Here is a 12,745-nt window from a genome sequence, read left to right on the forward strand (position 1 = left end):
TTGTGGGGCATCTTCGAGTACGCCATCGATTCAGGACTGATCGAGAACAATCCGGTTCCACCCGTGCGCGTGATGAAGAAGCGCACCCAGACCAACCACCCTGCCCTGTCCGAAAAGCAGATCGGCGTCTTTCTGCGGACGCTGGATGGCAGCGGCAGGATTAACGAGGAAACGCGCATCGCGATGCTGCTGGTGCTTCTGACCGCCTGCCGCAAAGCCGAAGTCATCGAGGGCCGATGGGATGAAGTGAATCTGAAAGGCGCGCAATGGGAAATTCCTGCCGAGCGAATGAAGGCCAAGCGCGCTCACTGGATACCGCTGTCTACACAGGCAGTTGCGCTGCTCACTCGTTTGCATGAGCTTGTGCCCGCAAACAGGGAACACCTGTTCCCCAACCGCGTGGACCCGCATCGGCCAATGGCCAATCGCAGCCTGAACGCCTTGATGGAGCGACTGGGCTTCAGCGGGGAAGGAACGCCGCACGGCATGCGCGCGTCGTTCAGCACCCACTTCAACAGCCTCGGCGGCAACATCGACGTGATCGAACACTGCCTCGCGCACGTGCCGGCGAATGCCGTGCGTGCGGCCTACAACCGCCATGCCTACCAGGATGAGCGGCGCGCGATGCTTCAAGAATGGGCGAACCGTCTGGACCAACTGCGCAGGGAATGCGTCCCCATCGAACATGAATGCGGCTCAGCCGCTCCCTTGAATCCCACGAACACGACCGAATCCAAGCCGCGCCACACCCGCACTCGTTCTGCGAGAGCCGTTGCGCGCCCAAGCGTCAAAGCCGTATCGTTGCCGGCCACGGTCGTAGCCTAGCCACGTCGGCGCTCCCCGCAAAAAACAAATCCAATGAAGACCAAACCACTTATCCCGCTGCTCGACTATCTGCGCATTCATGCGGTCATCAGGTCAGTCCTGGACAGCGTCGATGCGCATACAGCCCACGCTTGCATGTTCTTCAGCATCGCGGGCGCTGCCATCCTGCGCGAGTTCTACAAGAAGGATGCCGTGCAGCTCGCCGGTGCTGCATTCTTCCTCGTCAACGAACAACAGCGGAATGTCATCTCTTTCGCCACATTGACAGAAGGACAGGTTCAAAGCTCGGACACGTCGTTTCACGCGTGGATACAGTGCGATGAATATGTGATCGATTTCATGGCGCCGATGTTCCCGGAAGCCTGTACGTCCGCCGGCCACCCGTTCATCGCACCGCGGCGCATGTTTCAGAAGAAGTGGGCCGACATGGCTCCCAGCCATGAGCATCTGGATCAAGAAGGTGATTTCCACCTGGTGCCAAATCCCGAACTGACCGTCAACCTCCGGCAATCGTTTCTGAAGAAGCCTGCCGGGGCAGATCTCGTCAACGTCTGCCTGCACTGGTACCGGAGACCACCGAAATCGATTCTTCCCGAGTTGCGGATGCAAAACGACTTGGGGGAAGTGACTCGGATCAAATTGAACAACAGCGCGGTTTCAGGCGCTTGGTGAATTCACTCCGTGGCTCACATCGATCCCTTTAGTTCGCAGCACATGGAGGCAGCTTGCCGGGTGCTTGCAGACACCGAACGAGGTCTGACGGGCGCGCAGATCGAGCGACTGCTGCAGGAAATCAAAATCGCCGATGTGTCGCCTGGCATCACCAAGTGGAAGCGCCTTTTCAACGCGCTGGCGGAAGCGCAGAACCAGCACCAAATCGGTAATCACTTGATCTTGCTGATCAACCTTGCCATGAACCCGGTCAACTACGCGCGCGACCCAGGCGCTTTCCGGTGGCGGCGCGATGAGCTGAATGTGGTGGTTGCTTTTTCGGGTTTCTTCGTGCGCGAAGATGGCCGTGTAGGCTTTGCCGACAAGGCCACGACATTGGACGCCGCGCGCTCGCGCGCCTGCCGGCTGAAGTCGGCACTTGAAAGCCGCAAAGTCCATGCTGAAGTACTCAACTACTGTCGCGCCGAACTGCTGGATGAAAACTATTTCCATGCCGTCTTCGAGTCGACCAAAGGTGTCGCCGAGCGCATCCGTTCCATGTCTGGCCTGACCATGGATGGCGCCGAGTTAGTGAGCCGGACGTTTTCGACGCAAAACCCGATCCTGGTTTTCGGTTCGCTCGCCACCGAATCTGAGAAGAGCGAGCAAAAAGGCTTCGCCCATCTGCTGGTGGGCCTCTTCGGCGCCGTGCGCAACCCACTCGCCCATGCCCCCAAGACAAACTGGCCGATGTCCGAACAAGATGCCCTGGACATCCTGACACTGGTATCACTCATTCACCGCAAGCTGGATCGCACGCTGAAAGCGAATACCGCGGCGTTGTAGCGGCTCCCCGTGTCTCCAGAGGATGGGGGTACTACCCTTTCGCGGGTGATCGGTCGGCGCCAAGACAGCCATCACGTAAGCCGTAAGCGCAACCGCTCGACAAGTTCTTCCAACTCGACGAGCCCTGCAGTGCGGCATTCCGGACTCTGTGCGATGGCGAGCATGTCGGTGAGCACACAGGCCACGCGCCATGTCTGGTTGAACCTCTCGCTCGTTTTCTCCTCGCTGCAGTACCCGGCGTGAACCGCGGCCCCGATCGATGGGCCGAGGCCATCGGCGCAGATCGAGCGCCGGGTGGCTGAAATACGCATCGCCGAAGTCGATGATGCCAGTCAACTGCCCGGTCTGCGGATCGACGAAGACGTGTTCGGGGCCGGGGTTGCTGTGCAAGGCCACCCAGGCGTCTGCGTCCGGCAAGGCGCGCATCGCGAGGCGCGCCAACTGCAACGGGTCGAGCGCGAACGGCCAGGGCTGGGCCGCCCGCGCCACGGCTGTGACGGCGTCGTCGAAGAGGCCGCCGAACCGTGTGCGAACGTCGGCCGCCGTGTGGTCGCCGGGGATCAGGCGCGCCTCGAACAGGGGTTGCTGAGGGATTGCGTGAATGCGACGCAGCATGCGCCCCAGGTCAACCAGCGTACGCCGGCGGAGGTCACCGTCGAACCTTGCCGAGTGCATCGGCACGCCGGGCATGCGCGTCATCAAGGTGTACTCGATCCCGGGTTCGGCGACGCCCCCACCAAGGACTCGTGGAACGCGTACGCCCTCCAGGCCTGCCAGCTGCTCCAACAGGAAACGCTCCTTGTCCAGGCTCGTTCGCGCGCGCAGCTGTTGTGGTCTCTGAACCTTCAGGATCAGGCCGTCGTCGATCGCATAGGTGCGCGCCTCGCCGCCGCTCTCGTCGACGGCCCTGACGGCCTTCGCGCCCGCCGCATGCAGGCGCACGATCGCGAGCACCGCGTCGGGATCGAGCACCGGGTCGGCCGCGTCGGGTTGTATGTAGAAGTCCTTGCCCATGTCTGTCCTCCAACGTCAACGTTGATGCCAATCCCAGCCTGCCGTCTCCATGGCCAGCAGCGCGGCGAAGCGACCCCGGCACCGAATCAACTCGTCCGGCGCGCCTTGTTCGAGGATGCGACCGTCCTCGATCACGATGATGCGATCGGCCTCCAGCGCCGTTGACAGCCGATGCGCCACGATCAGAACGGCACGGCTCGAGTCGTGCGCGTCGCGGCGAAGAGCGGCGCGGAACGCAGCGTCGCTGGCGTGGTCGATCGCGGCTGTCGCTTCGTCGAGCAGCAGCACGCGAGGCTGGCGCACCAGCGCGCGCGTGAGCGCGAGCAATTGCCGTTGGCCCGCAGACAACGCGGCGCCGGCCTCGCCCGCGTCCAGGGGCGTGTCGTAGCCCTGCGGCAGTGCCTGGATGAACGCATGCGCGCCCGTTGCCTTGGCTGCCGCTTCGCAAGCAGTCCGGGTCACGAGGACGTCGCCCATCGTGAGGTTGTCGAGCACGCTGCCGCTGAAGAGTTGCAGCGTCTGCGGCACGACGCCCAGGCACTGACGGCGTTCCTCGTCCGTCATGGCGCGTGGATCCGCGCCCGCCACGCGAATTTCGCCGGACCAGGGCGCATACAGGCCACCGGCGAGGTGCATCAGGCTGCTCTTGCCGGCACCGGTGCGCCCGACCAGCGCGACGTGCTCGCCTGCGCGAACGCTCAAGGAGACGCCGTTCAGCACGAGGCGATCGGCGACGTAGCCGAAGATCACATCCTTCAACTGGATCAACGGCTCCGGTTCGCTCCTTGCCTGTTGCACGGAATGGGCGACCGGTGTTTCCTCGACCGGCAGCGCCAAGACCTGGAACACGCGCTCCGCCCCGGACAGCGCGCTCTGCACGGTCTGCCATTCCTCGCCCAGCGTCGTTATCGGCGCGAAGAAGCGGCGAAACAGCAGCACGAAGGCCGTGAGCGTGCCGATAGAAACACCCCAGCCCGCCAGCGCGCCCTCGGCGCCTGCCCACAGCAGGCCGCAGACGATCAGCGACGCCAGGATGGCCATCAGCGGCGTGTAGATCGTTGAATAGCGTGTGGCCGCGAGATAGGCGTGTTGCGTGGCCTGCAGAGCGCCACGAAAGCGGTGCTCGAAGAACCCCGTTCGTCCGAAAGCACGAATGACCTCCGCGCCACCGAGGGTCTCCACGAGTGCCGTGTTGACGCTTCCCACGGCCTCCCGGCTGGCCCGTTCAGCGGCCAATACCCGCAGCTGGAACCAGCGCGTGAACCACAGCAGGGGCGGCACGGCCAGTCCGCAGAGCAGCGTCAGCGAGGGACTGAGCACGAGCATCGTCACCGTGATCGTGACCAGTCGCACGAGGTCGGCGACAAGGCTCGCGATGCCCGACGAGAACAGGCGGTCGATGGTGTCGATGTCTGCGGTGCAGCGACTGACGGTGTCACCCAACGGGGTCGTGTCGAAGTAGCGCGCAGGCAGCCGTTGCAGATGGCCAAACAGGCGCGCGCGCAGGTCGCGCAACGCCCGTTGGGCTGCGATCGCGGTGCCGTACGCAGACGCGAAGCCCAACGCCTGCTGCCCGGCCACGACCAGCAGGTAGAGCACGCCCAGCAGCATCAGGCCGTCGCCACGGCCCACGGCCAAGTGGGCGTCCACGGCCTGCCGCACGAGGAGCGGCGGCAGCACCTCCAGCGCCGCACCGGCAAGCACGCAGGCTGCGATGGCCACGAGCAGGCGTCTCTGCGGCGCCAGTAGCGAGCCCACCTGGGCGGTCGTGAGTCCTCGGCGTGTTGTCGGTGCCGGCTGTGACTGTGTTGCGGTCATGCGTCCTCCGGCTGTGCCATCGCGACCTGCGCCGCGTAGATCCGTGCATACAGGCCGCCCGCCAGCATCAGCTGTTCATGAGAGCCTCGTTCGACTATGCGTCCTCCATCCAACACGACGACGAGATCCGCCTGCGGGAAGGCCGCCAGCCGGTGCGAGCACAGGACGATGGTGGCCTGTCGCGCGGCCGGCGCCCCGCGGCCGAACTCCGCGCGCAGGCTGGCAATGATCTGAGCCTCCGTCGCGACGTCGACCGCCGAGAACGGATCGTCCAGCACCAGCAGCCGAGGTCCCGCCGCCGCCGCGCGTGCCAGTGCGACGCGCTGCCGCTGACCGCCGGAAATGCGAATGCCGCGCTCGCCGATCTCGGCATCGACGCCGTGCTCGAAGCCCGCTACGTCCTTCGCAAGCGCGGCGATTTCCAGGGCGCTCATCGTGGCGAGGTCGGCCTGCTCACGTCCCATGGTGATGTTCTCGCGCACCGTACCCGAGAACAGGAAGGGCTCCTGCGGCAGGTAACCGATGTCACCGCGATGTCGTGCGGGCGCGTCGCCGTCCAGGGAAACGGTACCGCCGGCGAGCGGGTACAGGCCCAGCAGAGCCTTCGCCAGCGCACTCTTGCCCGAGCCGACCGGCCCGGTCACTGCTACGAACGCGCCTGCCGAAATCTCGAGCGAGACCTGGTTCAGCGCCGTGACGGCGGCGTCGGCGTTGCCGTGAGAGAAGCTCACGTTGTGCAGGGATACGGCGAGCCCGCGTTCAACTCGTGACGCCGGCTCGGTGAGAGTCGAGCGCGGAGTCGTTCCGGCCAGGTAGCCGGCGCGAAACGAAGCGAACCGATGCTCGCCGCGAGCAGGCAGGGCCGCAGCGAGCAAGGGGGCGAGCCGCGCGTAGGCTGCGCCGCCTGCTTGCACCGAGTTCACGAGCTGCGGCACCCGAAATCCGCGCCCGGTGAAGCGCAGAAAAAGGTCCAGATAGGTCACGAACGCCCCCAGCGTCCACGCGCCTGCGATGACTTTTTCGCCGCCTTGCCACAACACCAGCACGATGCCGGCCGCCATCAGCGTGGTGTAGACCGCGGGCAGGCCGGCGCGGGGCCGCGCCACCGCGAGATTGGTGTGCGCCTGTGCATCTGCGAGCCGCTCGATCCGCGTCTGTGCGGCCTGCTTCATCCCCAGTAGCCTCGCGACGCGGATGCCGGACAGTTGCTCCTGCAGTCCCGCGGTCAACGCGCCGTTGGCTTGTCGAGCCGCCGTCGTACGTTGGTGAATAAAGCGTCCGGCGGCCCAGGCCAGCACCATCGCGAAGGGCACGGGAATCAGCGCCTGCAGGGTCAACGACCAGTCCAGCACCAGCATGGCGACGAAGAACGACATCAAGAACAGGAGCGTGTCCCAGGTCTCGACGATCACCTCGCGGATACCGACGCCCAGCACTTCGACGTCACCGATGACGCGCGCCATGGTGTCGCCAACAGGCGTGGCAGTCAGCTTTGCCATCGGCCAGGCGAGCACCCCGCGCAGGGCATCCGCGCGCAGATTGGCGCGGATGCGCGCGTTGGCCGTCATCAACCACCAGCGCTTGCCCAGTCGCGGCAGTTCTGTGGCCAGGGTTGCGGCGGCGAACAGCGCGACGGCCTGCAGTAGCGTCGCGCGCGTCGCCTGGCCCTGCGCGAAGTGCGTCGCGGCGTCGATCGCGCGCCCGAGGCACACGGCGGGCAGGACCACGGCTGTGTTCATGACGACGCCTGCCAGGGAGCCGAGGACAAGCTGCCCGGCGGTCTGCCGGTAGTAGGGACGCAGTGTCCAGAGGTAGTGCGCCATGTCAGTCGCCTGCGTGCATGCAATCCCTAGCCATTCGCGCCCCCGTTCACGGCTCTCGTTTGGGCATGGGCCGCACCAGCCCCCTATACACCACGAACTGCGCATCGTCCTTGTACTGCAGCTCCTGTCCGTCGCGCAGGACTTGGTAGCAGATCGGTTCGTCCTTGCTGATTTCCGGCTGCAGCAGGCATAGCTGATTGCCTTTGACGGACCAGCGCGCAGACCGCTGGCGGCCGTTCTCCGATCGCTCGACGCGCCCGTCCGCGAAATACTTGTGCCCCCAATGGCGTTCATCGGTCACATACTTGCCGCTGATGGTCGCACGAATCTGCGGGCCGGTCAGCGGCACCTCCCTGGCGGTTGCGGCAAGTGCGGGAAACATGGCCCCGGCGATGATGAAGCGCATGAGGTGCCGGGTAGAGCTTGTTGAGAGGCGTTGCGTAACCGAGCTGAAGGTCTTCTTTGTCACTTCGCCGCCTTCTGCGCATCCAGCGCCTTCTTCACTGACTGAGCCAGATCCACGGCCTTGCCCTTTCCCCAGTAGTGCAGAAAGACGTAGCGCGGTTCCTCGTAGGTCATGTGCTGGTGGATTGCCACGATGTTGATGCTCTGGCCACGCATGGTTTTCAGGACCGTCTGCAGTTCGTTTTCATGCATGGCGAAGTCGCCATCGACTACCGCATGCTCATCGTCGCCAGCAAAGGCCGCCCAGGTATTGATGCCCATTTCATTGCCGACGGTGGTTCCATGCATCTTGGCTGTGCGGCCAAGGGTTACTTTCACCATGCCATCCTTGACCTGCGCCTTGCTGCCCAGAATCTCCTCGATGGGCGCAGCAGTGACATGGCTTGGCGATGCGATGTCGCCCGCGAAGCTGCTGGCCGGCGTGCCTTGGGCGGCGCGCACCTGCGCGATGCGGTCGTACACCGCCTTCACGCCTGTGGCGAGCTTGCGTGCATCCCCCATGCCGCCGATGTGCATGAAGAAGACCTTGGGTTGGTCGAAGAAGAAGTGGTTGTGCAGCGCAGTCACTTCCAGGCCGTTGTCCAGCGCGACGCTCATCGCCGGGTTGACTTCATCCTCGAACAGCACCGTATCGCCCATCATCATGGTGGACGAGCCCATTGGCGTGAACGCGGCCCAGGAGGTGAGCCCCATGAACGGTGGCATGGTCCAGCGATCGACATTGATCTTCACGTCGTCGCGTGGCTTGCTGACCTTGAAGACGTTTTCCGCCTGGTTGTAGCTGCCCTTGAGGCCGGTGGCCGTTTCGATGGCAGCGGTGTCGATGGCCTGGGCCATGGCCGGGGCGCCTGTAGTGAGCAGGCCCGCGGCCAGGGCCAGTGTGGAGAGGGTTAGACGCAGCATGGAGTTTCCTTGGTAGTTGGCGGGATGCAGCTCCGGGGGCTGGCCGGAGCGGGTAATCGAGGCAGGTGCCGGTCAATCGAACGGGTATTTCGACGACAGAGGTTCCGGAGTGACCTCGTAGAGGTCTTGGCCGTGGGCGCGCAGCAGATAGGCCTTGCCTTTGCGCAGTACCGTCCAGCATTCGGGCTCTACACCCGTGCTGATGCTTACGCACAATTCCTTGCCCACGATCTTCCAATGCCCCTGGTGCGGCCGCCCCAGTTCAATGGACTTCGTGCGTCCATCGGGAAGGAGGTAAGCGGACCAGTGCGCGCCTTCGGATATGACATTGCCGACGAAGACTGTCTTGATCTGCGCGCCGGTGAGTTCGCTGGGGCCGGGCGCTGCCGATGCCGCCACCAGGCTCAGGGACTGAATGAGTGTGGCGAAGGCAAGACGGGGGATTGCGGACATTTGGTGCATTTTCAGTTGGGCGGATCAGGCTGGCATGACCGGCGGCCAGTTGTGTGTCTCGGCCTGGCATGCGCGGCACCACGCATAGAGGGCGTCGTACATCACCATGCCGTGCTGGAGCATTTCGTGGTCGTCGCTAAAGTTGTGCGACAGCCCGAGCGAGAGCGCATAGAGCCCTGCTGATTGCGGCGTCAGGTCGAGCCGGGAGGTGTCGGCGCCGCGCACGATCTCGGCCAACTGGCGCAGCGCTGGGTCGTCCAGGTGGTACTTCGACAGGAAGGAATCGAAACTGCACAGCTCGCCCACATGGCTTAGTTCGACATTCGGGATGTCGTAGGGGATGGCGCCGGTAGCGTTGGCGGTTTTCAGCACCTCGCTGGCCGGCACATAGAGAAATTCCGCCTGCTGGTCGATGAAGCGCGCAACCAGCCAGGGACAGGCGATGCGGTCGATCTTGGGGCGTTCGCGTGTAATCCACTTCATGGTGCTACTCCTTTGCTTCAAATGTCACGCCAGCAGCGCGACAGGCTTCGATGCCTCCGGCCACGAAGCGTGCGTCGAGGCCATGCGCTCGTAGCGCGAGCGCCACCGACTGGCTGACTTCATGGCCGTGCACGCAATACACAAGGACGGGTTTAGAGGTATCGATTTCACGGCTCCAATTTGCCAACTGCACGGGATCGCGCCGAATGGCCCCGGCGATGCGATCAGGCGCTTGTGCGTAGCCTGCCGTGCGTCGCACGTCGATCAGTTGGAGGTCACCGCCGACTTCCTCTGGTGCGGCCGACCAGGGCAGTGCATCAGCCTCGACGGCGGCAGCGTAGCGCTGCATCACGGCATTCCAGCGGATGTTTTGCATGAAGGCGTCAACATACGCGGCCGCCTTGGCACCGAAATCCATGTGGTAGGCGTGCTCGTACATGTCCAGTGCCAGCAGCGGTGTGGCGCCGGCCAGCAGGTTCGTATGGTCAGCCGCCCAATGGTTGATCAGCCGCGCCTCGCGTGTGGACCATGACAGCAGCGCCCACCCCGAGCCGCCGCCCATGGCCTTGGCCAGTGCGGAGAATTCCGTGCGCCAGCGGTCAACGCTGCCAAAGTCGCGGGCCAAGGCAACTGCCAGGCCGGAGTCCGGCAATGCACCGTCGCCTCCCAGCGTGTCGAAGTACAGCTCGTGGAGCCAAGCGGAATTGGCGGCGATCAGCTCTTCGCGCTTCAGGCCATTGATCATGAAGACCGGAGCGGTCGGCCAATCCAGGTGCGCCAGTTGCTGGCGAATAGCATCCAGGCGCTTGACTGCACCGGTGTAGTTGTTCGCGTGATGGCTGAGGATGAGTTCCTCGGACAGCCCGTTGAGGGCAGCGAGGTTGATGGTAAGGGGGCGTAGTTGTAAATCCATTGGAGTGTTCCTAGAAATGTGGCAAGTCATGGGTTAAGGCGTGGACTCCTCTCGCTTCTATTCAGCTGCGGGTCACCAGCGGGTAGACGACCAGCCCAATCAGTGCCGCGGCAGCGACAACGATCGGCTCCGGCAACTTCTTGAATTTCCAAAGCAAGGCAGCAGTCCCCAGGGCGAGTAGCGCCGTGGGAACGTCCTTGATCGAGCGCACCCCGATAACTACCACGGCTCCGGCCAACGATCCGATGGCGGCTGCCGTCACGCCATCGACGAATGCCACGATTCCCGGTTTCTTTCCATATTTCTTGAAGTACGGGGCTGGCAGGACTGTGAGGAGATAGCACGGCAGGAAGGTTGCCAGCGCCGCAGCAACCGCGCCCCAGAAGTCCGCGACCAGAAAGCCGATGAACCCGGTAGTGACGACGACAGGACCGGGAGTGATCATGGCGACTGCGACAGCGTCTAGGAACTGGTGATCGGTCAACCATCCGTACTCTTTGACTACTCCGCTATACAGAAACGGGACGATAGCTAGGCCGCTACCAAAAACAAAACTGCCCGCGTAGAAGAAATACTTGGTGATCTGCCACAGCTTGGTCCAGTCGACGTTGGACAAGCCAAGCAAGGCCAGCAAAGGAATAGCACTGCTGTGCAGCGTGCTGGACGGCTTAATAAATTTCGGCGGCGCGCGCAACAACCACACGAGAACGCCTGCGCCCAGGAACAGCCACAGTTCCTCGGATTGGGTGATGATCGTCACCGCCGCCGCTACTGCAAAGATGGCCCATTGCAGTTTGTCTTTGCCGATGTTCTTGGTAGAGAGCTTCCAGGTGCTGATAGCAATGATCCCAATGACAGCGGAACTCACGCCATAAAACACGGCCTGCATCCAACCCAGACCGCCGAAATGCGTATAGGCCCAACCCAGTCCGATCACCATCAGAAACGAGGGCAGCACAAAAGCGAGGCCCACCAGGGTGGCCCCTAGGAAGCTGTAGTGAACAAAGCCCAGGTAGATGGCCAACTGCGCGGCTAACGGTCCTGGCGCGAGCTGCGCCAAGGCCAGCCCTTCCTTGTAGTCTGCCTCGGTGAACCATTGGCGCCGTTCCACCAAGTCGCGATCCATGTAGCCGGCCAGGGCTACGGGTCCGCCGAAGCCCAGTGCTCCGAGCCGTAAGAAATAAGCAATCAATTGCCACAGCGTATAGCTGCGAGGCGCCGCACTGCTGATGGCTGCAGCTGAAGTGGTCTCGTTCATGAAGATTCGTTCCTAAAAAAGTGATCTGAGTTAAAGAAGTGATCTGAGGTGGGTCGTCACGTTTTGCGACTACTGGAGAAATGGGCATGGAGCGAATCCAGCACGCCGCCGATGTCGACCAGCAGCGCGTCGTCGTCCGGCCAGCGCTTGCGTGCGCCGGCCAGCACGGCCTCGAAGCCGCTGGCCTCGGGTGTGGTCGCGCCACCCACGTCGAGCGCATGCACCATGGCTCCCAGGCGCGAGAGACCCCGATCGTCCTCCAGGCCGAAGCTCGCCAGCAGTACCTCGAACGTCACCCGCTCGCCCACGTGCGAGAAAGTCGCGCCGTCGAAATCGAAACCCAGCGCATCGGACGGGCAGTCTGCTGCGGTGTTCAGCCACAGGAAGCGCGCGTGAGGGTCGATAAAACGCTGGATCAGCCAGGCACTCGCCACGCGGTCCACCCAGAGATGGCGGCGTGTGGCCCAGACTCGCCCCTGGTACTGCATGCGATCACGCCGAGCAATGTTGCCCGCTGTTGGCTGCGGCTCACCGGGTGACTGCATGGCTTCGAGGGCGTTGGCGAAATCGCGCCACTGGGCGTCGGCGCGGATCGACGTCTCACCGGGAAAGAAGTCGATTTTGCGGATGACCTCATAGGCACGCGCATGCTTGCGCTGTGTACGCTGGAGTTCGGCTGCGCTCAGGGCGGAGAGCGTCTGGCGTGCTTGCGCCAGTTCCTCTAGCCAGGGGGTGTAATCGGCCGCCCGGTCGAACAACGCCTGAAAGGTGGCCTGTTCGGTCATGTTCCGGGCTTGCACCTGCAGCAGCCAGGCTTGCCCGCCTTCCTGCAGCGCCTCGTCGGCCAATACCTGCAGTTGCGCAGCCTGTTCGGCTTGGGCGGGCAGTAGATAGGCGCCGTCGCGCAAGGCGGCACAGCCGAGCGTCTTGACCGCGCGCCAAATCCGCATGCGTGCCGTGGCGCTCGCGGAGGGGAGGCTGACGATGAGGGTCAGCCAAGAGTCGGAGGTGAGAGTCATGGCAACAGCTTAAATCCATGTCACGGTCGTTGCAATGATGTAGCGATCTCTACAAAATAACTGCTACTGGGTTCAGAAGATTTGCACCCCGCGCTGGGGCGTGTCGGCGCGCGGCGCCGTCAGGCTCTCGGGCGTTGCCCCGTGCTTCGTGCCGAATCACGGCCATGCGGCGTCGATCCTTCACGCAACTGCGGCCCTGATCGCAGATCCGGGCCTGCGCGCTGCGCTTGCTAATAGGGGTCGCCTCAGAAAACGGAAAATAAAGCACGCTAAG

Annotated in this window: 13 protein-coding genes; 3 read left to right on the forward strand and 10 right to left on the reverse strand. The window is 63.6% G+C overall.

From position 1 onward, the window contains the following. The 3 genes from CSE6_RS25440 to CSE6_RS25450 form a co-directional block, all read left to right on the forward strand. Positions 1–825 (forward strand): site-specific integrase (locus CSE6_RS25440; RefSeq protein WP_152668670.1); only part of this gene is annotated, 825 nt, incomplete at its 5' end. A gap of 33 nt (positions 826–858) precedes the next feature. Continuing rightward, positions 859–1,497, forward strand: coding sequence for a DUF2026 family protein (locus tag CSE6_RS25445; RefSeq protein WP_054470674.1), 639 nt, complete (start codon positions 859–861; stop codon positions 1,495–1,497). A 9-nt stretch (positions 1,498–1,506) separates the two neighbouring features. After that, positions 1,507–2,322, forward strand: a complete 816-nt coding sequence (locus CSE6_RS25450; RefSeq protein ID WP_238585815.1) for a TIGR02391 family protein — start codon at positions 1,507–1,509, stop codon at positions 2,320–2,322. Here CSE6_RS25450 and CSE6_RS25455 read toward each other — a convergent pair. The 10 genes from CSE6_RS25455 to CSE6_RS25500 all read right to left on the reverse strand — a co-directional run bounded on the left by CSE6_RS25455 (position 2,266) and on the right by CSE6_RS25500 (position 12,471). Beyond that, the gene (locus tag CSE6_RS25455; protein ID WP_059441848.1) at positions 2,266–3,336 is read right to left on the reverse strand and encodes a phosphotransferase family protein; all 1,071 of its coding nucleotides are present in this window, start codon (positions 3,334–3,336) and stop codon (positions 2,266–2,268) included. The two genes, CSE6_RS25450 and CSE6_RS25455, sit on opposite strands and share 57 nt — an antisense overlap. A 15-nt stretch (positions 3,337–3,351) precedes the next feature. Further along, positions 3,352–5,154 (reverse strand): ABC transporter ATP-binding protein, encoded by a 1,803-nt coding sequence (locus tag CSE6_RS25460; protein WP_059441849.1) that lies wholly within the window; start codon positions 5,152–5,154, stop codon positions 3,352–3,354. Further along, complete coding sequence (locus tag CSE6_RS25465) at positions 5,151–6,977, reverse strand: ABC transporter ATP-binding protein (protein ID WP_059441850.1); 1,827 nt, start codon at positions 6,975–6,977, stop codon at positions 5,151–5,153. The genes CSE6_RS25460 and CSE6_RS25465 overlap by 4 nt, the downstream gene beginning before the upstream one ends. A 46-nt stretch (positions 6,978–7,023) precedes the next feature. After that, positions 7,024–7,383 carry a hypothetical protein gene (locus tag CSE6_RS25470; protein WP_059441851.1) on the reverse strand — a complete coding sequence of 120 codons (360 nt, stop codon included), beginning with the start codon at positions 7,381–7,383 and terminating at the stop codon, positions 7,024–7,026. Between the two features lie 59 nt (positions 7,384–7,442). After that, on the reverse strand, positions 7,443–8,345 hold the full coding sequence (locus tag CSE6_RS25475; protein ID WP_005797786.1) for a DUF1259 domain-containing protein: 903 nt from the start codon (positions 8,343–8,345) through the stop codon (positions 7,443–7,445). Positions 8,346–8,417: 72 nt separating this feature from the next. Further along, the gene (locus CSE6_RS25480) at positions 8,418–8,798 is read right to left on the reverse strand and encodes a hypothetical protein (protein WP_013722014.1); all 381 of its coding nucleotides are present in this window, start codon (positions 8,796–8,798) and stop codon (positions 8,418–8,420) included. Between the two features lie 24 nt (positions 8,799–8,822). Next, positions 8,823–9,281 (reverse strand): chromate resistance protein ChrB domain-containing protein, encoded by a 459-nt coding sequence (locus CSE6_RS25485; protein WP_005797792.1) that lies wholly within the window; start codon positions 9,279–9,281, stop codon positions 8,823–8,825. Between the two features lie 4 nt (positions 9,282–9,285). Continuing rightward, entirely contained in the window at positions 9,286–10,194 is a 909-nt protein-coding gene (locus tag CSE6_RS25490; RefSeq protein ID WP_013722015.1) for a Fe-Mn family superoxide dismutase, read from the reverse strand. Positions 10,195–10,255: 61 nt separating this feature from the next. After that, a complete protein-coding gene (locus CSE6_RS25495; RefSeq protein ID WP_013722016.1) occupies positions 10,256–11,452 on the reverse strand; it encodes a chromate transporter in 1,197 nt (398 codons plus the stop codon). Between the two features lie 56 nt (positions 11,453–11,508). Further along, the gene (locus tag CSE6_RS25500; RefSeq protein ID WP_046987168.1) at positions 11,509–12,471 is read right to left on the reverse strand and encodes a chromate resistance protein ChrB domain-containing protein; all 963 of its coding nucleotides are present in this window, start codon (positions 12,469–12,471) and stop codon (positions 11,509–11,511) included. Positions 12,472–12,745: the final 274 nt, after the last annotated feature.

Origin of the sequence: Comamonas sp. E6 (assembly GCF_001010305.1) — a bacterium.
Taxonomy (GTDB): Bacteria; Pseudomonadota; Gammaproteobacteria; order Burkholderiales; family Burkholderiaceae_C; genus Comamonas; species Comamonas thiooxydans.

Coding starts and splice junctions, on each gene's coding strand:
- CSE6_RS25445 (WP_054470674.1), top strand. CDS start 859: ATGAAGACCAAACCACTTATCCCGCTGCTCGACTATCTGCGCATTCAT.
- CSE6_RS25455 (WP_059441848.1), bottom strand. CDS start 3,336: ATGGGCAAGGACTTCTACATACAACCCGACGCGGCCGACCCGGTGCTC.
- CSE6_RS25460 (WP_059441849.1), bottom strand. CDS start 5,154: ATGACCGCAACACAGTCACAGCCGGCACCGACAACACGCCGAGGACTC.
- CSE6_RS25465 (WP_059441850.1), bottom strand. CDS start 6,977: ATGGCGCACTACCTCTGGACACTGCGTCCCTACTACCGGCAGACCGCC.
- CSE6_RS25470 (WP_059441851.1), bottom strand. CDS start 7,383: ATGCGCTTCATCATCGCCGGGGCCATGTTTCCCGCACTTGCCGCAACC.
- CSE6_RS25475 (WP_005797786.1), bottom strand. CDS start 8,345: ATGCTGCGTCTAACCCTCTCCACACTGGCCCTGGCCGCGGGCCTGCTC.
- CSE6_RS25480 (WP_013722014.1), bottom strand. CDS start 8,798: ATGTCCGCAATCCCCCGTCTTGCCTTCGCCACACTCATTCAGTCCCTG.
- CSE6_RS25485 (WP_005797792.1), bottom strand. CDS start 9,281: ATGAAGTGGATTACACGCGAACGCCCCAAGATCGACCGCATCGCCTGT.
- CSE6_RS25490 (WP_013722015.1), bottom strand. CDS start 10,194: ATGGATTTACAACTACGCCCCCTTACCATCAACCTCGCTGCCCTCAAC.
- CSE6_RS25495 (WP_013722016.1), bottom strand. CDS start 11,452: ATGAACGAGACCACTTCAGCTGCAGCCATCAGCAGTGCGGCGCCTCGC.
- CSE6_RS25500 (WP_046987168.1), bottom strand. CDS start 12,471: ATGACTCTCACCTCCGACTCTTGGCTGACCCTCATCGTCAGCCTCCCC.